This window comes from Methylobacterium indicum, assembly GCF_017347565.1.
Lineage (GTDB): Bacteria > Pseudomonadota > Alphaproteobacteria > Rhizobiales > Beijerinckiaceae > Methylobacterium > Methylobacterium indicum.
Genome location: NZ_AP024145.1, coordinates 3,768,667 through 3,791,275 on the forward strand (window position 1 = coordinate 3,768,667; position 22,609 = coordinate 3,791,275).

Consider the following 22,609-nt stretch of genomic DNA (forward strand, 5'->3'; position numbering starts at 1 on the left):
GCACCGAAGGCCGCTTTCGGCGACCGTCGATATCACTCCTCCCCCTCGACCAGCGACCATTCCCGCACCCGGGCCAGGTGGTCGTAATCCGAATACGCCTTGGCGTATTTCGGGTAGGGCCGCGACAGGTAGGACGCCTCGCCGGCCATGAAGGCGCCGACGAGCTGGCGCAGGCCCGCGACATGGGCCTGGACCAGCTCCGGCAGGCTGCGCCCGTCGCCCCGCGGGGGCTTCAGGGGTGCGGGATCGAGGGGCGTCTTGCCGCCGCCGGCGCGGATGTAGAGGAGGTCGGGCGTGTCGGCGGCCGCCGCCAGGCCCCGGAAGGCGCCGGCCTGCAGCATCGCGGCCTCCAGCGTCAGCTGGGGCGAGAAGCCGGCGAAGACCTCGCGGGCGCTCGGCGGCTGGCCGGTCTTGAAGTCGATGATGGTGTGGCCGCCGTCGCGGCGGGTCTCGATCCGGTCGGCGCGGGCGCGCAGGGTCAGGACATGGCCGCCCGGGATGGCGAGGGCCCAGCGCCCGCCGACCTCGGGCTCGACCCGCCGGAGGCCGGGCCGGCGCTCGGCCTCCCAGGCCAGGAAGGCTTCGGCGAGGCGCACGAAGCGTGGCCACCACTCGGCGTAGAGTTCCGGGTAGGCGTCGGAGATCGGCGCGAAGGCATTGGCGGCGAGCGCGTAGAGGACCTGTTCGGCCTCGTCCAGGGCCGGCAGGCCCTCGGGAAACCGCTCGGCGAAGCCGCCCAGCACCGCGTGCACGATGGTGCCGCGGTCGCTCGCGCTCGGCTGCACCGCCACCGGCTCCAGGGCGTCGAGGCCGAGCACGTGGCGGGCGAAGATCCCGTAGGGATCGCGCACCAGGGTCTCGATCTCGGTGACGCTGAGCGAGCGCGGGAAGAGAGCGGGGTCGGGCCGGGGCGCCGGGCGGCGCGGGCGCGGCAGCACGGGAAGGTCTTCGGGGCCGGTGCCGGCATCGATGGCGGCCGCGAGCGACCGGAAGCGCTGCCCGCCCGTCACGAGGCCGGCCCAGGCCGCCTCGCCCGCGAAGGCGCGCAGGCGCTGGAGGAAGCGCGACGGCACCGTCGGCGCGCCCTCCCGCTTGTGGGCGCGGGTGACGATCGCGTCCGGGCAGCCGAGGGCCTGGACGAAGTCGTGCGCGGTCTGGCCGAGGCGGCGCTCCGGCGGGGCCAAACCGACCCGGCCGCGCATCGGCCGGTTGAGGAAGGCGTCGGTCTCGGCCTTGGGCGGCCAGACGCCCTCGTCGAGGCCGCCGAGCACCACCCGGTCGACGGTGAGGAGCCGGGCCTCCAGGAGGCCGAGGATGCGCAGGCGCGGATGCGGGCTGGCGTTGCGCCGGGACACCACCCGCTCCCGGGCGAGCGCGGTGAAGAAGGCCGGGTAGTCGGAGAAGCGGCCGGCGAGCAGGCCCGGCTGGGCCATCTCCATGTCGTCGAAGAGCGCGTCGAGCACCGCCACCGAGGCATCCGGCTCGTCGGCATCGGGCGCGTCGTCGGTCTCCTCCTCCGGCCCCTCCATCAGCAGGTCGCAGGTGGCCCGGTGGTTCCTCGCGACGGCGATGAGGTCGTCGGGGGAATCGTCCTCGTCGGCGACGAAATCGCGGAAGGCGACCGTGAGGCGCAGCAGCAGGTCGTCCGCCGCCTCCCAATCCTCGGGCGTCAGGCGCCGGCGCGGGCGGGGATCGTGCGGGCGCTCCTCGGTGCGGGCGAGCCGCAGGGCGTCGGCGATGCCGTCGAACCCCTTGGCGGGGGCGGGACCGCGCAGGACACCGATCTCGAGCGCGCTCGCCGCCCGCTCGATCTCCGGCCGGGTGAGCCCGAGGCGCACCAGCGGATGGGCGAGGAGCGCCAGCACCCGCTCGGGCTTGGCGTCGAGCACCGCGACGTCGGCGGCGAGCCGCGCGAGGCGCCCGGCCGGGCTGCGGGCGAGCGGCTCGCCGGCCGAATCGTCGGCGACGATGCCCCAGCGCCGGAGTTCCGCGGCGACGCGCAGCGCCAGGGCGCGGTCGGGCGTGATGAGGGCGGCGGTACGGTCCGGCCGCTCCAGCGCCTCGCGCAGCGCGACCGCGATGGCGAGCGCCTCCTCGCGCTCGTCGGCGGCCTCGACCACCCGGATCCCGGCGGCGCCGTCGCGGGCCAGCCGCTCGCGGAGAGCCGGGTCGAGGTCGGCCCAGGCATCCGTCGTCTCGGCCGGGCGCAGGGCCTGGGACAGGAGGCCGGCCCGGGCCGCGGCGGCCGGATCCGGCGTGCCGAGCGGCACGACGTCGGCGCGCGTCACGGCGAGGAAGCCCGGGCCCACCAGGCGGTGCAGCACCGCCTGCGGGTGGGCATGGGCCGCCGCCTCGCCGTCGCCGGCCGGGTCGATCGCGGTCCAGCCGGTCTCGTCGAGGTCGCGGTCGAGACCCGGCAGCACCACGGCGCCGCGGGGCAGGCCGGCGATGGCGGTGATGAGCCGGGCGGTGGCCGGCACCGAGCCGGTCGAGCCGGCGACGATCACCGGGTCGGCCGGGCGCTCGCGGACGAGGCGCGCGGCCTCCGCCAGCACCAGGGCGCGGCCGCGCTCGACCGGATCGCTCACCCCGCGATCGGCCAGGATCTTGGGCCAGTGCTCGGCGGCGATGCGCACGAAATCGAGGGTGAGGGAGAAATAGCGCGAATGCTCGGCCTCGACGGCGCCCGCGATGTCGTCCCAGGGCAGGCCCTCGACGGTGAGCGAATCCATCAGCCCTTCGAGGTCGGCGGCGAGCCCGACCGCGTCGGCCGGCGAGGACGGCACCCGGAACGGCACCTCGTCGCCGAGCGGCAGGAGCTGGCGGTCGACGGTGCCGGCCCAGGCCTGGACGAGGCGGGCGAGGATCAGCCGGCGCTCCAGGGCGGGGATGGGCGGGCGCAGGATCTCCTCGCGGCGCTCGCCCGGCGGCGCCGACAGCAGGTCGAGCTCGGCCTCGTCGGCCTCGCCGAGCGGCACCATCCGGGGGAGCAGGGCGGCGGGGCCGCATTCGCGGGCGAGGATCGCGGCCAGCGCCCGGGCGGCACGGCGGGTCGGCAGGTAGAGCGTGACCGCGGCGAGCCCGAACGGCCCGCCCGCAAGGTCGCCGACGAGGCGGCCCGAGAGCAGCGCCTCGGCCAGGGTGTCGAGGAAGGGCAGCCCCGGCGCGATGGTGAAGACGTGCCCCTCCCTCACCGGGCGGCCTCGCGCAGGAGGTAGCGCACGGTCTTCGCCCCGCCATGGATCTCCGCGCGGCCGACCTCCGAGAAGCCGAGGGCGGCGTGGAACGCGTCGGAGCCCGGGTTCGGCGGCAGGCAGTTGACCTCGCAGGCGATGCGGACGTGGCCCTCGGCGTGAGCCCGCGCGAACAGCTCCTCGTAGAGCGCGCGCGCCAGCCCCCGCCCGCGGGCCGCCGGGGCGGTCACGATCCGGTCGACGTAGACGAAACGGGGGTAGCGCTCCCGGAACCACCGGAAGTTGGGGCTGGCATAGGCGGCATCCTGGTCGAGGGCGATCAGGAAGGCGGACAGGCCCTCGGGCCCGGTGACGGCGGCGGCGAGACAGGCCTGGTCGCGGAGGGCCCGCAGGGCCGCTTCGTCGAGAGGCGAGGTCTCGGCGACATGGGCGGCGTTGAGCGCCAGCACCGCGCCGAGGTCGTCGAGGGGGCCGATCGAGAAGCCGGGGGTCATGGCGGGGTCCCGTTTGGTGGGGGGCATCGGCGGCGCGATCCAGTGAGATCGCAGGCTCCGACAGTCACCGGACAAGGCGCGGGTCTCCCCTCTCCCCGCGGGCGCAAGGCTTTCCGGGAAAAGGAGTGGCGCGCCTCCCCTCTCCAGGCGATGCCGGGCTTGCCCGGTATCGCTGCAAGGTGTGGGAGAGGGGCCGGGGGATCGAAGATCCCGCGTGAGGGTGCTACGGTTCTCAGTTCAGCACCAAGCGTTGAGCGGCTAGCACAACGGTCCGAGCTCTCGTCGGAGGCGTGTCACCCTCACCCCTACCCCTCTCCCATACGGGAGAGGGGATCCCCCGCTTGATTTTAAAAGGAATTTCCCTCGAACAGCCCTGCCGCCCGCGGGGATCGGAGATGGGCCCGTGCCCTTACACGACCGGCTGCTGCGAATGGACACGCCTCCGCCCCCTCACGGCTGCGTCGCGCTCGCCTTCACCCGCTCCTCGGCCTCGCGCAGGGCCTCCGGGGTGCCGACATGGAGCCACTGCCCGTCGAGGCGCAGGCCGAACAGCCGCTCGGCCCGGATCGCACGGTCGAACAGCAGATTGAGGGAGAACGAGCCCTCCGGCGTGTCGGCGAAGAGCTCGGGCTTCAGGATCGCGACGCCGGCATAGACGAAGGGCGAGACCTCGCGCTCGGCCCGGCGGGCGAGCCGCCCCTCCTTGTCCATGTGGAAGTCCCCCGGCCCGTCATAGCCGAGGCTGGTGGCGGCGGAGGCGAGAAGGAGCAGCATGTCCATCCGCTCCGGGTCCCAGGCGGCGACGAGGCGGCGCAGGTTCGGCTGCGGCCCTTCGAGCCAGAACGAATCGGAATTCAGCACCATGAAGGGCGCCGTCCCGAGGAGCGGCAGCGCCTTCTTCACCCCGCCGCCGGTCTCCAGGAGCTTGTCGCGCTCGTCCGAGATCGTGATGGCCGGGCCGCCGCGGCGGCGCACCAGATGCGCCTCCATCAGGTCGGCGAGGTAGTGCACGTTCACCACCGTCTCGGGGATGCCGGCCTCGGCGATCCGGTCGAGGGCGTAATCGACCAGCGACTTGCCGGCGACCTCGACCAGGGGCTTGGGCGTGGTCGCGGTGATCGGGCGCATGCGCTTGCCGAGGCCCGCGGCCAGCACGAAGGCGCGCGTCACGGCGGGGGGCGGGGTGTCGGTCATCGGGGCGGCGCTTCGTAGGATCGGTCAGGATTCGGCCGGGCAGAGGCGCGGCAGGTGCTGCGCGTACCAGGCCCGGACGCCGGCGAGCGCCGGGTGGGCGAGGTTGCGGGCGAGGTAGCCCTCGATGCGCGGCAGGTGGGCGAGGTAGCCCGGCTTGCCGTCGCGCCGGTCGAGGCGGGCGAAGATCCCGAGGATCTTGGTCGCCCGCTGCGCCGCCAGCACCGCGTAGGCGCGGGCGAAGCCCTGCATGTCGAACTCGGCGTCGCGCATCCGGCGCTCGCGGGCGTAGAGGCCGAGCAGGCGCAGCTCGAACTCGGCGCTGGCATCGACCCGGGCATCCTGCAGCAGCGAGGCGACGTCGTAGGCCGGGTGGCCGAGCACCGCGTCCTGGAAGTCGATGACGCCGATGCGCTCGATCCCGTCGCGCTCGGGCAGCCAGATCAGGTTCGGCGAGTGGTAGTCCCGCAGGGTCCAGGTCCGGGCCTCGGATTCGAGCCCCGCCAGCGCCTCGCTCCAGGCGGCCACGAACGACGCGCGGGCATCCGGCGCCAGCGGCGCGTTGGCGACGAAGGGCGCGTACCATTCGGGCAGCAGCTCGGCCTCGAACAGCAGCGCCTCGCGGTCGTAGGGCGGCACCTCGTGGTCGCGGCCCTCGGCCACCGGCAGCACGGTCGGCAGGGTGGTGCCGTGCAGGCGCGCCAGCACCTTGACCGCCTCGGCGTAGCGCTCGGGCCGCGGGCCGTTCTGGTCGACGACCGGCTCGCTGCCGAGATCCTCGAGGATCAGGAGGCCGGCATCCAGGTCCTCGCCCAGGATCTTCGGGGCCGAGAGGCCGAGCGCCCGCAGGCCCCGATCCATCGCCACGAAGGCGTGCACGCTCTCGGCGAGATGGACGATGGCGCTGTAGGGCTTGCCGTCGCGCACCGGCGGGCCGTCGGCCTTGGGCGGCGAGATCATCAGCACCGCCTTGGCGCCGTCCGGGTTGGTCAGGCGCTCGTAGGCGCGGCTCGAGGCGTCGCCCTGCATGTGGGTGCGCTCGGCCTCGCCCCAGCCGGAGCGGTCGAGCAGCACGCGCAGCGCCCGGGCCCGCATCAGGCGGCCGCCGAGGCCCCCGCCGCCGATCAGGCGCACGAGCCGGGCGTCGTCGCCGAATTCGGGCTTGAGCGAGAGGTCGATGGCGAGCGTCGGGCCGTGGCGCGGCGGCAGCCGGTCGGGCCACTCGACCAGCGCGATCGCCCGCTCGGTCATCTCGTCGAAGCCGAGCTCGACCAGTTCGTCGGGCCCGCGCAGGCGGTAGAGGTCGGCATGGACCACGGCCTGCCCGTTCCGGCCCTCGTAGGGCTGGACGAGGGTGAAGGTCGGGCTCGGCACTTCGAGCTCGGGATCGCCGACGATCTCGCGGATGATCGCCCGGGCCAGCGTCGTCTTGCCGCCGCCGAGCCCGCCGGAGAGCGCCACCAGATCGCCGGGCCGCAGGATCTCGGCGAGGAAGCGGCCGAGATCCTCGGTCGCGCTCTCGTCCGGCAGCACGATCTCCCAGGGTGTGCGCTCGGCCATGCCCTCCTGGTCCACTCCGCCATCCTCGCTCACGCGCCCGTCCCGGGCCAATCCCGCCGGTGATAGCGCATGAACCTTAAACTTTCCCGGCCCTCCCCGGCCCCCCGCGACGATGCGCCCGGGACGACCCTCCCGCGGGCCGGTTTGGCCCGTTCGGCCTACTCGGCCCATTCGGCCCGCGCGGCCTATTCGGCCGCCGCCAGGTGGGCCTCGCCGTCGCCGACCGGGAAGGTGCAGGTGACCCGGGTGCCGGCCCCGGGGGCCGACGCGATGTCGATGCGCCCGCCATGCAGCTCGACGAAGGAGCGCACGATCGACAATCCCAGGCCGACGCCGCGGTGGCGGGTGCCGAGCGTGTTGCTCTCGAAGCGCTCGAACACCCGCGCCATCACCTCGGGCGGCATGCCGCGGCCCTGGTCGGTCACCTCCAGCACCAGGCTCTCGCCGTCCTTGCGGGCGCAGACCCGCACCTGCTGGCCCGGCGCCGAGAAGCCGACCGCGTTCGAGAGCAGGTTGAACAGGATCTGGCGGATGCGCTTGCCGTCGGCGACGAAGCTGCCGATGTCGGCCGGCACGTCGAGGACGAGGGCGATGTCGGCCTCGGCCAGCCGGTCGCCGATGCCCCGGACCGCCGCCGCGATGGTGGTCTGCACGTCGACCCGTTCGCGCGTCAGCTCCATCGAGCCGGCATCGATCGAGGCGAGATCGAGGATGTCGTTGATGATGACGAGGAGCGCCGCCGAGGAGCGCATGATGTGGTCGGCGTATTCGCGCTGGCGCGGATTGAGGGCGCCGACGGTCTCGTCGCCGAGAAGCTCGGTGAAGCCGATGATGTTGGTGAGCGGCGAGCGCAGCTCGTAGGAGACGTGGTGGACGAACTCGTCGCGGAGCCGCGTCGTGCGCTCCAGGGCCTCGTTCTTGTCGGTGAGCGCCCGCTCGACGTTGACGCTCGCCGTCACGTCGATGTGGGTGAGCAGCGTCGCCCCGTCCGGCAGGGGCTCGGCGGCGCAGTCGAGCATGGTGCCGTCGGCGAGCGCCAGCCGGCAGGTCAGGCCGTGGCGGGCATCGACGAGGCCGGTCACCGCCTCGCGGATCTGGGTCCAGGGCTCCTCGGCCGGGCTCAAGGCACGGCAGACCGCGATCACCTGGTCGATATGGGGCTGGACCTCCAGGATCTCCGGGGTGATGCGCCAGACCTGGGTGAAGGCGCGGTTGGCGAATTTCAGCCGCCCGTCGGTGCCGAACACCGCCACGGGCTCGCGCAGGGTGTCGAGCGTCTCGCTCTGCACCTGCATCAGCACGTTGTAGCGCGATTCGAGGTGGACCCGCTCCGACACGTCCTCGAACAGGTAGGTCAGCCCCCCTTGCGGGTTCGGGTCGGCCAGGACGCGCAGCGTCCGCCCGTCGGGCAGGTGCCACCAGTTCTGCTGCGCCTCCGCGGCCCGGTAGGCGGCGAGCACCCCGGCCTTCCAGCTGCGGAAATCCGCCTGCTCGGGCAATTTTCGGGCGTTGCGCAGGGTGTCGAGGATCTCGCCGTCGAGGGGCCGGCTCTCCAGGAAGCCGGGATCGAGGTCCCAGAGCTGGCGATAGGCGGCGTTGTGGAAGATCAGCTGCTGGCGCGCGTCGAACATCGCGACGGCGGTGGGCAATTGGTCGAGGGTGCGGACGTTGGCGTCCATCTGGCGCTGCAGGTCGGCGCGCACGCTCTCGAGCTCCGAGACGTCGACCGCGATGCCGACGGTGCCGGATTCGGTCGCGACCTCGGTGACGTCGAGGATGCGGCGGGCCCCCGCCACCACGGCCGAGACCCGGAGCGGGTTGCCGGCGCCGCGGGCGCGGCGGCGCTCGGCCTCCTCGCGGGCGGAGCGCTCGAGCAGCTCGGCGCCCTCCCGCACCGCATGGGCGACGTCGCCGGCCTCCGCGGCGGTGACGTAGGCGGCGTTGGCCCAGGCCAGCCGCCCGTCGCGGCCCCGGCGCCAGACCGGCTGGGGAATCGCGTCGAGGAGGCCGGCGAGCGCCGACAGCCCGTGGCGCGCCTCCTCCAGGGTGGCGCGCAGCTCGACCAGCTCGCGCCGCTCGCCGGTGAGTTCGCGCAGGCGCAGCAGCGCCTGGCCGCCGACCGCCTGGCCCTGCGCCTCGACGGTGCGGCCCTGGAGGGTGTGGACGGTGCGGCGGAAGCGCTCGCCGCGCCCGCACAGGGCCTCGACCGCGGCGTCGAGGGCGGCGGCGTCGGCGGGCACGAGCCAGGACCCGAAGGCGAGCACCCGGCGGGGCGAGCCCTGCCGCGCCCCGTCCGCGGTGATGCCGACATCGCCCTCGATCCGCGGCTCGCCGCGGGAATCCCAGGTCACGACGACCTGCGGCTCGGAGCCGAGCAGCAGGTCGGCCCGGTCGTGGGCGCCGCGCAGCTCGGCGAGCTCGGTCGTCAGGGTGTGCTCGCGCCGGGTCCAGCGGGCCCGCTCGCGCAGGTAGAGCAGCGACAGGATGGTGGCGAAGATCGTCAATCCGATCAGCACCGCGAAGCCCACGGCGTTGTGCGCGTGCAGCCCCGGGGCCGTCTCCGCCGCCTGGGCGGCGGCGGCAAGGCCGAGCGCGCCGCCCAAAATGCCGGCGCCCGCGCGGCCGCCGAGCCGCCGCGACGTTCGTCCAACCCCCATGACCCGTCCGTCTCCACGCGAACCGGCGCGCCGGCCCTCGACCGGACCGGCACGCCTTGCGACCTCAACGCTACGCCTGATGAACGCCGGGACCGCCCGCGACCGCGAATCGGCACCCCTCACCACAGATTCGCCCCGAGTTTAGCGCGCGGCGGATTCGGCCCGGAAGGGGTGAATTGCGGCGAGGCGGGCGATGCCCGCGCGGAGCATCGTCAAGAGCACAGAAATGCCACACCGATAACAGAACAAAGGCGGAACATTACATAGGACAATCAACACACAACCGGTGAAGGCAATCGCACACGCAAAAAGAAGAGCCCGGCCTCTCGGCCGGGCTCCCCTTCGATGGCTCGACGGTTCGACGTCGATCAGTAACGATAGTGCTCGGGCTTGAACGGACCGGAGGCCTTCACGCCGATATAGGCGGCCTGGTCGTCGCGAAGCTTGGTCAGCTTGACGCCGATCTTCTCGAGATGCAGCGCCGCGACCTTCTCGTCGAGGGCCTTGGGCAGAGTATAGACCTTCTTCTCGTACTTGCCCGGGTTGGTCCAGAGCTCGATCTGGGCGAGCGTCTGGTTGGTGAACGAGGCCGACATCACGAAGGACGGGTGACCCATGGCGTTGCCGAGATTCACCAGGCGGCCCTCCGACAGGAGGATGATGCGGTGGCCGTCGGCGAACTCGATCTCGTCGACCTGCGGCTTGATGTTCTGCCACTTCAGGTTCTTGAGACCCGCGACCTGGATCTCGTTGTCGAAGTGGCCGATGTTGCAGACGATGGCCCGGTCCTTCATCGCCCGCATGTGGTCGAGGGTGATGACGTCCTTGTTGCCGGTGGCGGTCACGAAGATGTCGGCGCGCGGCGCGGCATCTTCCATCGTGGTGACCTCGTAGCCCTCCATCGCGGCCTGGAGCGCGCAGATCGGATCGACCTCCGAGACCAGCACGCGGCAGCCGGCGTTGCGGAGCGAGGCGGCCGAGCCCTTGCCGACATCGCCGAAGCCCGCGACCATCGCGACCTTGCCGGCCATCATCACGTCGGTGCCGCGGCGGATGCCGTCGACCAGCGACTCGCGGCAGCCGTAGAGGTTGTCGAACTTCGACTTGGTGACCGCGTCGTTGACGTTGATCGCCGGGAAGAGGAGCTTGCCCTCCTTGGCGAGCAGGTAAAGGCGGTGCACGCCGGTGGTGGTCTCCTCCGAGACGCCCTTGATCGACTCGGCGAGGCCGGCAAACCAGCCCTTCGGCTTCTCGGCCAGCATGCGCTTGAGGAGCGCGAAGAAGATCTCTTCCTCCTCCGAGCCCGGCTGGTCGAGGAAGGCGGTGTCGCCGTTCTCGGCGCGCAGGCCGAGATGCACGAACATCGTGGCGTCGCCGCCGTCGTCGAGGATCATGTTCGGCATGCCGCCGTCATGCCACTCGAACAGCTTGGCGGTGTAGTCCCAGTAATCCTTCAGGGTCTCGCCCTTGATGGCGAAGACCGGGATGCCGGCGGCGGCGATGGCGGCGGCGGCGTGGTCCTGGGTCGAGTAGATGTTGCACGACACCCAGCGGATGTCGGCGCCGAGAGACTTCAGGGTCTCGATCAGCACCGCGGTCTGGATCGTCATGTGCAGCGAGCCGGCGATCTTGGCGCCCTTCAGCGGCTGGCTCGCGGCGTATTCCTCGCGCACGGCCATCAGGCCGGGCATCTCGGTCTCGGCGATCGCGATCTCCTTGCGGCCGAAATCGGCCAGGGCGATGTCCTTGACGATGTAGTCCTGCGCGCTCGGCATTGGTCCGTCTCCCGTGTCGTCCGGTTCGGCAGCGCCTATAGCAGCCGGCCGGCGGGGAGGCAATCAAGATATAAAGATGTCTTTATGCGAGTGATTCCAAGGGTGGCGCCTCGCCGCTCCGCCCGCGGCGCATCCCTATGACCTTGCATGCTCCTTGCAGACGTCAGGCGCGTAACGCGGCCGGACGGGCCGCGCGCCTGCCGGGGTCCATCGATGAGTCACGCCTCCCTCTCGCGCCGCCAGCTGCTCGCCGGAGCCTCGGCCCTCGCGGCCCTCGGCCCCACCGGTCCCGCGCTCGCGCAAGGGACCGCCCCGGCCGGCCCGGCGGGGGCGCCGTCGGGCAGCCTGACCTACGGCATCTCGCTGTTCGACCTGCCGCTCACCACCGGCCAGCCGGACCGCGGCGCGGGGGGCTACCAGTTCACCGGGCTCACCCTCTACGATCCCCTGGTCGCCTGGGAGCTCGACGTCGCCGACCGGCCGGGCAAGCTGGTGCCGGGGCTCGCCACCGCGTGGGAGAGCGACGCCGCGGATCGCCGCAACTGGATCTTCCGCCTGCGCGAGGGGGTCAAGTTCCACGACGGCTCGGCCTTCGACGCCGACGCGGTGATCTGGAACTTCGACAAGGTGCTCGACGCCAAGGCGCCCCACTACGACCAGCGCCAGGCCTCGCAGGTGCGCCCGCGCCTGCCCTCGGTGGCGTCCTACAAGAAGCTCGACGCCATGACGGTGCAGGTCACCACCAAGGCGGTCGACGCGCTGTTTCCCTACCAGATGCTGTGGTTCCTGATCTCGTCGCCGGCGCAGTACGAGGCGGTCGGGCGGGACTGGACGAAATTCGCCTTCCAGCCCTCCGGCACCGGCCCCTACCGGCTCGCCGCCCTGGTGCCGCGGGTGCGCCTGGACCTCGTGCCGAACGAGACCCACTGGAACGCCAAGCGGATGCCGCGGCTCGCCAAGCTGACGCTCGCCTGCATTCCCGAGGATCTGGCGCGGGCGAACGCCCTTCTCTCCGGCAATGCCGACCTGATCGAATTGCCCGCCCCCGACGCGGTGCCGCGCCTCAAGGGTGCCGGCATGCGGGTCACCGGCAACGACACGCCGCATGTCTGGAACTACCACCTGTCGATGCTGGAGGGCAGCCCGTGGCGCGACCTGCGCCTGCGCAAGGCCGCCAACCTCGCCATCGACCGCGACGGCGTCGCCGCGCTGATGGGCGGCCTCGCCACGCCGGCCGTGGGACAGGTGCAGCCGTCGAGCCCGTGGTTCGGCAAGCCGGGCTTCAAGATCGGGTATGACATCGACCAGGCGCGCAAGCTGGTGCAGGAGGCGGGCTACTCGGTGCGGAACCCGCTGCGCACGACCTTTCTCATCCCGACCGGCGGCTCGGGACAGATGCTGTCGCTGCCGATCAACGAGTTCGTGCAGCAGAGCTGGGCCGAGGTCGGGCTCGCGGTCGAGTTCCGGGCGGTCGAGCTCGAGGTCGCCTACACCGCCTGGCGCCAGGGCGCCGCCGACCCGTCGCTGAAGGGCGTCACCGGCAGCAACATCGCCTACGTCACCTCGGATCCGCTCTACGCGATCCTGCGCTTCTACGATTCGAAGCAGGTCGCCCCGACCGGCGTGAACTGGAGCCACTACCGCAACCCGGAGGTGGACACGCTCTGCGACGCGGTGCGGGCGAGCTTCGACCCCGCCGAGCAGGACAAGATGCTGGCGCGCATCCACGAGATCGTGGTGGACGACGCCGTGCAGGTCTGGGTCGTGCACGACACCAACCCGCACGCGCTCTCGGGGAAGGTGAAGGGGTACACCCAGGCCCAGCACTGGTTTCAGGATCTGACGACCCTGGGGTAGAGCCGTGTAGGACGCATCGGCCTGCCATGCGGGCCGATGCAGCCCTGCCGGGGGCGACGCGCCTCAGCCGCGCAGGGCCGCGTAGACCCGTCCTGCCGCCCGGCGGTCGGCATCGACCTCCGCACGGGCGCCGACGAAAAGCGGCCTGCGCCGGTCCGCGAGCGCATGCACCGCCATCGTCTCGCTGCGCCCCCGAAGGTGATACGAACCGAGCGCCTCGGCCTCGATGCCCTCGGGCAGGACCGGCAGCCGGGCCAGGACGGCCTCCGAGATCAGCACGGCGCGCTGGGTCTCCCGGCACAGGCCCTCAAGCCGGGCGGTCGCGTTCATGACATCGCCGAAATACGCGATCTTGTGCCGGTCGACGCCGACTTCCGCCGTCACCACGCTGCCGCCGTGCAGCGCCGCGCGCAATTCGGGCACCAGACCGAACCGGGCAAGCCAGCGCGCCCGATCGTCGTCGAGGGCTCGATGGATCGCGAAGACGCAAGCGACGCATCGTGCCTGCTCGATGCCTCGCGCGAGCGGCCAGGAGACGATCACCTGATCGCCGACATAGTCGTCGACCTGACCACGATACCGGCGCACCGGCTCGGCGATCGCCGAGAACACCGCCTTGAGCAGTTCCTGCGCGGCGAGATCGCCGTGACGTGCCGCGTAGGCCGTCGAGCCGGCGAGATCGAGAAACAGGAAAATGCGCTCCTCCCGGACCGGGCGGTGATAGCGTCCAAGGATGAGGTTCAGGAACGTCTCGCCGCCGATCAGGTCGCGCACCCGCAGGACCGAGACGATGATGGCCGACATCACCAGCGCGAAGGGAATTGTCGAGAGCTTCGGAGTGATCGCCTCCATGAGCGGCTTGTCGACGATGCCGAGCGTCCGGAGGACGAGCCCGGTCAGGGCCATCCCGGCGACGATGACGAATACCAGGCTGATCTCGGCGGCCACGATATAGGCCGGCGTCGGCAGCCGCCGCAGCCGCTCGCTGTAGCCGGCAAGGAAGACGCCCCGCTGGTAGGCGATGGTGAGAAGGCCGATGCAGGTCCCATACAGGAGGCCCGCGAGCTTCGGTCCGTCGCCGAACAGAAACCCGTGCAGGGCACCGAACGAGGCGCTCACGACAGCGATGATGATCCAGAATGTCGCGGTGCCGCTCGACATCGTCGTCCTCGGGCCGGGAGCGATGTCGTATGGATGAACGGGCTGCGGCAGCGGCGCAATGATTATTGGATACTTGGCAGCAGCCAACGTTGCGGCCTGGTGCGGCATCGCACAGGCCGCTCGTTCGGGTGGTCGAACCCCGGCTCTGCCACGGGTCGCGTCCGACAAAACCGATCGGAGAGATGCGGCAAGCCAGCTGGCGCGTCGAAGCGAGACAGAAACCGCGGCCTCCCGGCGTCCACGGCCTCAGCGAACGGGCATTACCCGCTCACCCCTGCCCGAACACCCGCGCCACATCCCCCTCCCCCATCACCCGGTACTGCCCGGGCTCCAGGTCGGCCGGCAGGTCCAGCGCCCCCACCCGGTCGCGGTGGAGCGCCGTGACGTGGTTGCCGACCGCCGCGAACATCCGCCGGACCTGGTGATAGCGCCCTTCCGTCAGGGTCACGGCGGCGCTCGTCGGGCCGTGCACCTCGAGCGCGACCGGCAGGAGCGGCTTCTCCTCGCCCTCCAGCATCAGGGTGCCGGAGGAGAAGATCGCACCCTCGTCGCCGCGCAACGGGCGGTCGAGGGTCACCTGGTAGCGCTTCGAGACGCTGGCCTTCGGCGAGATGATCCGGTGCAGCAGCGCGCCGTCGTCGGTCAGCAGCAGCAGGCCGGAGGTCTCCTTGTCGAGGCGGCCGACGGTGGAGAGCGGCGGCTCGCGGCGGCGCCAGCGCGGGGGCAGCAGGCTGTAGACCAGCGCGCCCGCCTCCTTGTGCGAGCAGGTGACGCCGAGGGGCTTGTGCAGCATCAGGGCGAGCCCCGGCAGCGGGTCGAGGTTCTTGCCGCCGACGGTGAGGCGGGACGGCAGGTCCGGGTCGAGGGCGATGCGCCGGTCGGCGTCGCGCAAGGGGGCGCCGTCGAGCACGATCGTGCCGGCATTGGCCAGCATCTGGATCTCGCGGCGCGAGCCGTAGCCGAGATTGGCGAGCAGCCGGTCGAGCCGGGCCGACGCCACCTTGCCCTTGGCGCTCATTTGCGCGCCTCGTGGATCTTGTAGCCGTGGGCGGCGGCCCGCTGCGTCACCTCCTTGAACACCTCTCCCAGCGTCGCCTCGTAGGGCAGGTGGGTGTTGGCGGTGAGCCACAGCGTGCCGCCCGGCCGCAAGGCGGCGGCGGCGCGGCGGATGAAGGCCTGGCCGAGCGCCCGGTCCTCGGCGCCGCCGTCGTGGAAGGGCGGGTTCATCACCACGAAGTCGAGGCGCTCCGGCACCGCATTCGCGGCGCGGGCATCGGCCCATGTCACCGTCACGCGCGGATCGTCGACATTGCGCCGGGACGCCTCGACGGCCCGGCGATCGTTGTCGACGAGGGCGAGCGTCGTCACCTTGGGCGAGGCCAGCACGGCATGGGCGAGAATGCCGAGGCCGCAGCCGAGATCGGCGCCGCGCCCGGACAGGGCGGGCAGGGTGTCGATCAGCAGGGCGGTGCCGGGGTCGATCCGGTTCCACGAGAAGATGCCCGGCTGCGTCCACAGGCCGAGACCGTCGTCGCGCCGCGGCGCGCCCTCGCGGATCGCCTCGTCGAGCCCGGTCGGCGCGTCGGGCCGCACCGTGCGGACGATGCGGTGGTGGCTCTTGGCGCTCTCGTCGAGGGCGCAGCCGAAGCCCGAGAGTTCGCGGGCGAGCCGCGAGCCGCCCTTGTCCTTCGGGGCGAGCACGGTCAGCGCCCCGCCGGGCGCAAGCGCCCGCAGCGCCAGCGCCAGGGTGTGGCGACGCTCGAAGGTGCCGGGCGGGGCCAGCACGGTCAGGCTGTCGAGGGCGCCGGGGGCGAGGTCCTCGAGGGACTCGCCTCCGGGGACCAGGGGGGAGAGCTGCACCGCGCCGTCCGGGACGGCGGCGAGCTCGGCGGGCGGATGGCCGTAGACGCCCGGCCGGGCGATTGGGTCCGTCACCTCAGCCGCGGGGGAATTCCAGGCCCATCTCGCGGTAGCGCTCCGGGTCGTCGGCCCAGTTCTCCCGCACCTTCACGAACAGGAAGAGATGGACCTTGGTCTCGGCCGCCTCCGCGATGTCGATCCGCGCGGCCTGGCCGATGGCCTTGATGGTCTGCCCGCCCTTGCCGAGCACGATCGAGCGCTGGCTCTCGCGCTCGACGAAGATCGTCTGCTCGATCCGTACCGAACCGTCGGGCCGGACCTGCCACTGGTCGGTCTCGACGGTCGAGGAATAGGGCAGTTCCTCGTGCAGCCGGTCGTAGATCTTTTCCCGGGTGATCTCGGCGGCGAGCATCCGCAGCGGCGCGTCGGAGACCTGGTCCTCGGGGTAGAGCCAGGGGCTCGGCGGCATCCGGCCGGCGAGCTCGCGGCGCAGGTCGTCGACCCCGTCGCCGGTGAGCGCCGAGATCATGAAGATGCGCTCGAACTTCACCCGCTCGTGGAGCGCGGCGGCGAGCGCCAGGAGCCGCTCGCGGGCCATCAGGTCGATCTTGTTGAGCACCAGGTATTTCGGGCGCTTGAGCTCCGGCATCCGGGTGAGGATCGCCTCGACCTCCTCGTCCACGCCTTTCCGGGCGTCGATCAGCAGGCAGACCGCGTCGGCATCCGCCGCGCCGCTCCAGGCCGAGGTCACCATCGCCCGGTCGAGCCGGCGCTTGGGCGCGAAGATGCCGGGGGTGTCGACGAGGACGATCTGCGCGTTGCCCTCCATGGCGATGCCGCGCACCAGCGCCCGGGTGGTCTGCACCTTGCGCGAGACGATCGACACCTTGGTGCCGACGAGGCTGTTGAGCAGGGTCGACTTGCCGGCATTCGGCACGCCGATCAGGGCGACGAAGCCCGCGCGGGTGTCCTTGGGCGGCGCCGTGTCGGGCGCGGCATTCTCGGGAGCGCCGGCCGCGTCGGGGCCGGCATCGGGGGTGGTGTCGTCGTCGATCATTCTGCTTGCTCCCCGGGCTCGTCCCCGGTCCACAGCCCCTCGCGCACCAGGAGCGCGCGCGCGGCCGTCTGCTCGGCCAGCCGCTTGGAGCCGCCGATGCCGAGGCCGGGCGCGGTCCCGGTGACCCGGGCCTCGATGTGAAATTGCGGCGCGTGGTCGGGCCCGGACCGTTCCACCACGACGTAGGTCGGGGTCGGCCACCCTTGCGCCTGCGCCCATTCCTGGAGCGCCGATTTCGGGTCGCGGCTGCGGGTGCCCTCGGTCTGGCGGTCGGCCTCGAAGGCGCGGTCGATCACCGCCTTGGCGGCGCCGTAGCCGGCATCGAGGAAGATCGCGCCCAGGATCGCCTCGCAGACGTCGGCGAGGATCGCGCCGTTGCGGCGTCCGCCGCCATGGACCTCGCCGCCGCCGAGATTCAGGTGCGGGCCGACATCCCAGGCCGTGGCGACGGCAGCGCAGCTCTCGCGCCGGACCAGGCTCGACAGGCGACGCGACAGGTCGCCCTCGTCGGCCCCCGGCAGCGCGTTGTAGAGCCCGTCGGCCACCGCGAGCCCGAGCACCCGGTCGCCGAGGAATTCCAGGCGCTGGTAGCTGTTCTTCCCGTTCGTCGCGCTGACATGGGTCAGCGCCCGCACCAGGAGGTCGCGGTCGGCGAAGCGGTGGCCGATGCGCTCCTCCAGCACCGAGAGGTCGGGCCGGCGCCGCATGCCGCGCTTGCGCCGCGGCGGGGCCTCGCCCGTCCCGGATGCCGGGACGGAGGCTTCGAGCCGGGTATCGGCCTGCGGTGCGGGCTCGGCGTCGCTCACGCTCGGACTCCCGTCAGTGGATCGGCTTGAAGATGCGGTTCCAGCGCACCGTCCACGGCCAGTTCCAGATCTGCCAGGCGGCCGCGCCCTCGTCGATCGAGAAGAAGATCACCTCGGCCCGGCCGATCAGGTTCTCGTACGGCACGTAGCCGACATTGCCGAGATCGCGCGAATCGGTCGAGTTGTCGCGGTTGTCGCCCATCATGAAGAAGTGGTTCGCCGGCACGGTGTAGACCTGCGTGTTGTCCCACAGGCCGCGGTCGCCGTCGCGCTCGATGATCTCGTGGGTGACGCCGTTGGGCAGGGTCTCGCGGTATTGCGGCACCAGGGTCGGCTGGCCGAAGGCGTCGGTGGTCGAATAATCGGCGATGCGCTCGCGCTTGACCGGCCGGCCGTTGATGTTGAGCACGCCCTCGATCACCTGGATCCGGTCGCCCGGCAGGCCGATCACCCGCTTGATGTAGTCGGTGGCGTTGTCCTTCGGCAGCTTGAACACCACGATGTCGCCGCGCTTGGGCTCCGCCCCCCAGATCCGGCCCTTGGCCTCGAACGGCAGGTACTCGCTCAAGGGAAGCGAGTACTTCGAGTAGCCGAGCGAGTACTTCGACACGAAGAGGTAGTCACCGATCAGAAGGGTCGGGATCAGCGAGCCGGACGGGATGTTGAACGGCTGGAACAGCAGGGTACGGACCACCAGGGCGATCAGCAGCGCCTGGACGCCGACCTTCACGGTCTCCTTGATCGAGTCCCAGAGGCCGGCCTCCTTGCCGCGTTTCAGGTCCTGGTCCGTGCGTGCGCGATCCATGCTCGTCTCTCCGGCGGTCCGTGCAGAATACGCCTGGGCACCCGCCGAGGGCACGCGGCCGGCTTTTTGCGCGGTGCGGGGGGTCTAGACCAACGCTTGCCCGCCCGCAACGCGGCGCGGCGGACGGGGCGAATCGGTCCGTTCGGCCCTCGGCCTCCGGCGACGGCGCGCCGCTTCAGGCCGGGGCCTGCCCCTCGGGCAGGGCCTCGATGATGACGAAGGCCTGGGCGAGCGGGGGATCGTCGGTGAGCGTGACGTGGACGACCGGGCGGTGGCCCGGCGGCATCAGGGCGGCGAGGCGGTCCGCCGCGCCGTTGGTGAGGCGCAGCGTCGGGCGGCCGCCCGGCAGGTTCACCACCTCCATGTCGCGCCAGAACACGCCGTGGCTCATGCCGGTGCCCAGCGCCTTGGAGCAGGCCTCCTTGGCGGCGAAGCGCCGGGCGTAGGAGGGCGCCCGGGCGGCGCGCCGGTCGCTGCGCGCGCGCTCGCCCTCGGTGAAGACCCGGTGGGTGAAGCGGTCGCCGAAGCGCTCGAGCGAGCGCTCGATGCGGCGGATGTCGCAGAGGTCGGAGCCGATGCCGACGATCATGCGGCGCTCGCGACGCGGGCGGCGTCCATCGCGGCCCGCATCGCCCGGATCGCCGCCGGCAGCCCGTCGAAGATCGCCTCGGCCATCAGGGCGTGGCCGATGTTGAGCTCGCGCACCTGCGGCAGGGCCGCCACCGGGCCGACGCTGTCGACCGTCAGGCCGTGCCCGGCATGGATCTCGAGGCCGAGGGCGTGGCCGTGCTCGGCGGCGCGGGCGAGGCGGGCGAGCTCGGCCCGCACCGCGGCCGCATCCCCGGCGATCACCGCCTCGCAATAGGTGCCGGTGTGCAATTCGACCACGGGGGCGCCGAGGGCGCGGGCCGCCTCCATCACGTGCACCTCCGGCTCGACGAAGAGCGAGACCCGCACCCCGGCCTCGACGAGGCGGGCGATCGCGGGCGCGAGGTGCTGGCGGCCGCCGACGATGTCGAGCCCGCCCTCGGTGGTGCGCTCCTCGCGCTTCTCGGGCACCAGGCAGGCGGCATGGGGCTTCAGCCGCAGGGCGATGGCCACCATCTCGTCGGTCGCCGCCATCTCGAAGTTCAGCGGCCGGTCGATCTCGCGCCGCAGCCGCTCGACGTCGGCGTCGCGGATGTGGCGGCGGTCCTCGCGCAGGTGGGCGGTGATGCCGTCGGCGCCGGCCGCGATCGCCGCGTGCGCCGCCCGGACCGGATCCGGCATCGCGCCGCCGCGGGCGTTGCGGAGGGTGGCGACGTGATCGACGTTGACGCCGAGGCGGAGGGACGAGGCGGGCATCGGGCGGGCTCCGGACAATTGACCGCGATGTAGCGTCGCCCGCCGGGCGCCGCCACCCGCCCGCATGGCCAACCCCTTGGACAACCCCTTGGCCAACCCCTCGGCCGCCCCCCGGCCGACCCGTCCCGCCCCGCCCGTGGAACAACACTCCCCCGCAAAGCGTGCGAGGCCGGGCTCATCCGCCTGGACACCTCGCCCGGTGCGCCGCACTGTGCGGCCTCCGCGGCGCGGGCCCGCAGGCCCGCCCGGCGCGGCACACCCCGCCGCGACAACCCGACGACCGATGCTCGGGCGGGCCGCCGCGCCCGCCCCGGAGGCCCACGATGTCTGCTCGACGGCTCGACCGCGGCGGTGACGCGCCCGCCCGGCTGCCCCTGCCGCCCCGCCCCCACACCTTCGCCACGTTCGTCCCCCAGCCTGGATCCGCGCGACCGGAACCCCCGGCCCGAGCGACAGTTTCCAGGGGGACGCGTCGCATGACCCTGCGAGAGGCCTGCTTGTCCGGAACCCAGCGGTTGATCCTGACGGCCTGCGCCGCGCTCTCCGTCGTGACGGCGGTGCAGGCGCAGCAGGGCTCGGCGCCCGCGGATGCCGGCAAGCCTCCGGCGGCGATCCCCGCCCCGGCGGCGCCGGCCGCCCAGGCCCCGGCGCCCGCGCAGGTGCCCGCACAATCCCAGGCCCCGGCGGCGCAGGCCCCCGCGAGTCCGGCTCCCGCCGCCCCGGCGACGGCGCCTGCCAGCCCGCCGGCCGCGACCCAGGCTCCCGCCACCCCCGCTCCCGCTGGCCAGGCTCCCGCGGCCCAGCCCCCCGCCGCGCAGGCGCCGGCGATCCCGCCCGGCACCCCGGCCACGGTCCTCGACACGCAGGATTACGACAGCGTGATCGGCAAGCCGGTGCGCAGCGCCGCCGGCGAGGATATGGGCCGGATCATCGACATCATCGTCGACCGGGACGGCAAGCCCCGGGCGGCCATCATCGATTTCGGCGGCTTCCTCGGCGTCGGCTCGCGCAAGATCGCGGTCGATTGGCGGGCACTGCACTTCTCGGCCGACAACAAGCCGGGCCGGGCGGTGCTGCAGCTCAACCGCAACCAGGTGCGCGTGTCGCCCGAGTACAAGCCCGGCGATCCGATCGTCGTGCTCGGCCCGGCCGGCCCGGCTCCGACGCCCGCCCCGACCGCGGCCGCTCCCGCCGGCACCGCACCGGCCGCGCCGCCCCCGGCGGCCGCGACGGCACCCGCCATCCCCGACGCCGACCAGGCCGCGGCGCGCAACCCCCCGGACAAATGACGCGCCCGCGCCAGGCCCATCGCCGCCCCCTCGCCCACCGTGACCGGGAGGTCCCTCGTTCCGAGATGCGACCGGACCCCCGCCAGGACCCGAGGCAGGATGCGTCGCGCCAGGACCCGCGTCAGGACCCGCTCCGGGCCGGCGCGGCGGGCCGGCGCGGCGAGAAGCCGGCGCCGTCGCTGACCAGCAGCCGCGGCCTCGACGCCTTCACGTTCTTCGTCGCCAACCTGCAGACGGGCTTCGGCCCGTTCGTGGCGGTCTACTTCACGTCCCAGAGCTGGACCCAGTCCGATATCGGGCTGGTCCTCACCATCGGCGGATTGTTCAGCCTGTTCGGGCAGGTGCCCGGCGGCGCCTTCGTCGATTGGGTCACCTCGAAGCGCTTCGTCGCCGCCCTGTCGGTGGCGATCATCGGCGCCTCCGCGGCCGGCCTTGCGCTGTTTCCGACCTTCCTGATCGTCGCGCTCTCGATGGCGGCGCACTCGATCGCGAGCTGTACGCTCACCCCGGCGATCGCCGCGATCAGCCTCGGCCTCGTCGGCCATGCGGGCCTGGGCGAACGGCTCGGGCGCAACGCCCGCTTCTCTTCGATCGGCAATGCCCTCGCCGCCGCCGGCATGGGGGCCTGCGGCTACTATCTGTCGAGCGAGGCGGTGTTCTACGTCACGGCGGCGCTGGCCATCCCGACGCTCGCCGCCCTGTGGTTCGTGCGGGCGAGCGAGATCGACATGGTGCGGCCGCAGGCGCCCGCGGGCGGCACGGCGCCGGGCGGCTGGGCGAGCCTCAAGCTCCTGCTCACCAACCGGGCGCTCCTGTGCTTTGCCGCCTGCATCACCCTGTTCTTCGTCGCCAACGCGGCGATGCTGCCGCTCGTCGGCAGCGTGCTCACGGTGCGGGCGAGCCACACCGCCACCATCCTGATCGCCGCCTGCATCATGGCGCCGCAAGTGGTGATGGCGCTCATCGCCCCGGCGGTGGGCCGGGCCGCCCAGGCCTATGGCCGGCGCCCGCTCCTGATCATCGGCTTTGCCGCCCTGCCGATCCGCGGCCTCCTGTTCGCCTACACGGACGCGCCCGAGCTCCTGGTGGCGGTTCAGGTCTTCGACGGGATCTCGGCCGCGGTGCTCGGCGTGATGGTGCCGCTGATCGTCGCCGACTGCACCCGCGGCACCGGCCGCTTCAACATGGCGCTCGGCGCCGTCGGCACCGCCATGGGGCTGGGGGCGGCGGCCAGCACCACCCTGTCAGGCTACATGGCCGACCATTTCGGCTCCCACGCCGCCTTCATCGGCCTCGCCGGGGTGGCGCTCGTCGCGCTCGTCCTCGTGGTGGCGATCATGCCGGAGACGCGCCGCGCCCCCGCTCTCCCGGATGCCGGGGATTGATGCACCGGGGCGGGGGAGCGGCGGGTTGCGGTGCAGCACCCGCTCAACTCCCGTTCAGGAACGGCGGCGTATCGATGGGCCGCGCCGTTTGCCTGCAACACAGTCTTTGCCTGCAACACATCGACTGCAACACATGGCGACGCTTGCGCGTTGCGAGAAGCGGGTGGGGCTTGC

Annotated in this window: 17 protein-coding genes; 3 read left to right on the plus strand and 14 right to left on the minus strand. The window is 72.5% G+C overall.

The features are described from left to right. Positions 1-32 precede the first annotated feature (32 nt). The 6 genes from addB to ahcY form a co-directional block, all read right to left on the minus strand. The gene (gene addB, locus miv_RS17615) at positions 33-3,194 is read right to left on the minus strand and encodes a double-strand break repair protein AddB (RefSeq protein WP_207177948.1); all 3,162 of its coding nucleotides are present in this window, start codon (positions 3,192-3,194) and stop codon (positions 33-35) included. Further along, positions 3,191-3,688, minus strand: a complete 498-nt coding sequence (locus tag miv_RS17620) for a GNAT family N-acetyltransferase (RefSeq protein WP_207177949.1) — start codon at positions 3,686-3,688, stop codon at positions 3,191-3,193. The genes addB and miv_RS17620 overlap by 4 nt, the downstream gene beginning before the upstream one ends. Positions 3,689-4,138: 450 nt before the next feature. Next, the gene (locus tag miv_RS17625) at positions 4,139-4,882 is read right to left on the minus strand and encodes a nucleotidyltransferase family protein (RefSeq protein ID WP_207177950.1); all 744 of its coding nucleotides are present in this window, start codon (positions 4,880-4,882) and stop codon (positions 4,139-4,141) included. Positions 4,883-4,906: 24 nt separating this feature from the next. After that, the gene (gene tsaE / locus miv_RS17630) at positions 4,907-6,439 is read right to left on the minus strand and encodes a tRNA (adenosine(37)-N6)-threonylcarbamoyltransferase complex ATPase subunit type 1 TsaE (protein WP_179945935.1); all 1,533 of its coding nucleotides are present in this window, start codon (positions 6,437-6,439) and stop codon (positions 4,907-4,909) included. Between the two features lie 185 nt (positions 6,440-6,624). Continuing rightward, positions 6,625-9,096 carry a sensor histidine kinase gene (locus tag miv_RS17635; RefSeq protein ID WP_207177951.1) on the minus strand — a complete coding sequence of 824 codons (2,472 nt, stop codon included), beginning with the start codon at positions 9,094-9,096 and terminating at the stop codon, positions 6,625-6,627. Between the two features lie 368 nt (positions 9,097-9,464). After that, positions 9,465-10,871: an adenosylhomocysteinase gene (gene ahcY, locus miv_RS17640; RefSeq protein ID WP_048427150.1), complete on the minus strand. Its 1,407-nt coding sequence runs from the start codon at positions 10,869-10,871 to the stop codon at positions 9,465-9,467. A gap of 213 nt (positions 10,872-11,084) precedes the next feature. Here ahcY and miv_RS17645 point away from each other — a divergent pair, with 213 nt between their 5' ends. Further along, positions 11,085-12,728 carry an ABC transporter substrate-binding protein gene (locus miv_RS17645; protein WP_048427151.1) on the plus strand — a complete coding sequence of 548 codons (1,644 nt, stop codon included), beginning with the start codon at positions 11,085-11,087 and terminating at the stop codon, positions 12,726-12,728. 63 nt (positions 12,729-12,791) lie between these two features. Here the strand turns inward: miv_RS17645 and miv_RS17650 are convergent, their stop codons facing one another. From miv_RS17650 to miv_RS17685, 8 genes are all read right to left on the minus strand, one after another. Further along, positions 12,792-13,889 (minus strand): adenylate/guanylate cyclase domain-containing protein, encoded by a 1,098-nt coding sequence (locus miv_RS17650; RefSeq protein WP_207183533.1) that lies wholly within the window; start codon positions 13,887-13,889, stop codon positions 12,792-12,794. 268 nt (positions 13,890-14,157) lie between these two features. After that, positions 14,158-14,907, minus strand: coding sequence for a pseudouridine synthase (locus tag miv_RS17655; RefSeq protein WP_207177952.1), 750 nt, complete (start codon positions 14,905-14,907; stop codon positions 14,158-14,160). Then, positions 14,904-15,824, minus strand: a complete 921-nt coding sequence (locus miv_RS17660; RefSeq protein WP_207177953.1) for a class I SAM-dependent methyltransferase — start codon at positions 15,822-15,824, stop codon at positions 14,904-14,906. The genes miv_RS17655 and miv_RS17660 overlap by 4 nt, the downstream gene beginning before the upstream one ends. A gap of 1 nt (position 15,825) precedes the next feature. Beyond that, the gene (gene era, locus miv_RS17665; protein WP_048427152.1) at positions 15,826-16,806 is read right to left on the minus strand and encodes a GTPase Era; all 981 of its coding nucleotides are present in this window, start codon (positions 16,804-16,806) and stop codon (positions 15,826-15,828) included. Further along, the gene (rnc, locus tag miv_RS17670) at positions 16,803-17,513 is read right to left on the minus strand and encodes a ribonuclease III (protein ID WP_207183534.1); all 711 of its coding nucleotides are present in this window, start codon (positions 17,511-17,513) and stop codon (positions 16,803-16,805) included. Before rnc ends, era begins: the two co-directional genes overlap by 4 nt. Positions 17,514-17,625: 112 nt before the next feature. Next, positions 17,626-18,417, minus strand: coding sequence for a signal peptidase I (gene lepB / locus miv_RS17675; protein WP_048427153.1), 792 nt, complete (start codon positions 18,415-18,417; stop codon positions 17,626-17,628). A gap of 175 nt (positions 18,418-18,592) precedes the next feature. Further along, on the minus strand, positions 18,593-19,006 hold the full coding sequence (gene acpS, locus miv_RS17680; RefSeq protein ID WP_048427154.1) for a holo-ACP synthase: 414 nt from the start codon (positions 19,004-19,006) through the stop codon (positions 18,593-18,595). Beyond that, positions 19,003-19,761 carry a pyridoxine 5'-phosphate synthase gene (locus tag miv_RS17685; protein WP_207177954.1) on the minus strand — a complete coding sequence of 253 codons (759 nt, stop codon included), beginning with the start codon at positions 19,759-19,761 and terminating at the stop codon, positions 19,003-19,005. Before miv_RS17685 ends, acpS begins: the two co-directional genes overlap by 4 nt. A 476-nt stretch (positions 19,762-20,237) precedes the next feature. Between miv_RS17685 and miv_RS33390 the strand changes: the two genes are divergently transcribed. Continuing rightward, positions 20,238-21,050, plus strand: coding sequence for a PRC-barrel domain-containing protein (locus tag miv_RS33390; protein WP_244748571.1), 813 nt, complete (start codon positions 20,238-20,240; stop codon positions 21,048-21,050). Continuing rightward, the gene (locus miv_RS17695; protein ID WP_058619886.1) at positions 21,047-22,435 is read left to right on the plus strand and encodes an MFS transporter; all 1,389 of its coding nucleotides are present in this window, start codon (positions 21,047-21,049) and stop codon (positions 22,433-22,435) included. Before miv_RS33390 ends, miv_RS17695 begins: the two co-directional genes overlap by 4 nt. Positions 22,436-22,609 lie beyond the last annotated feature (174 nt).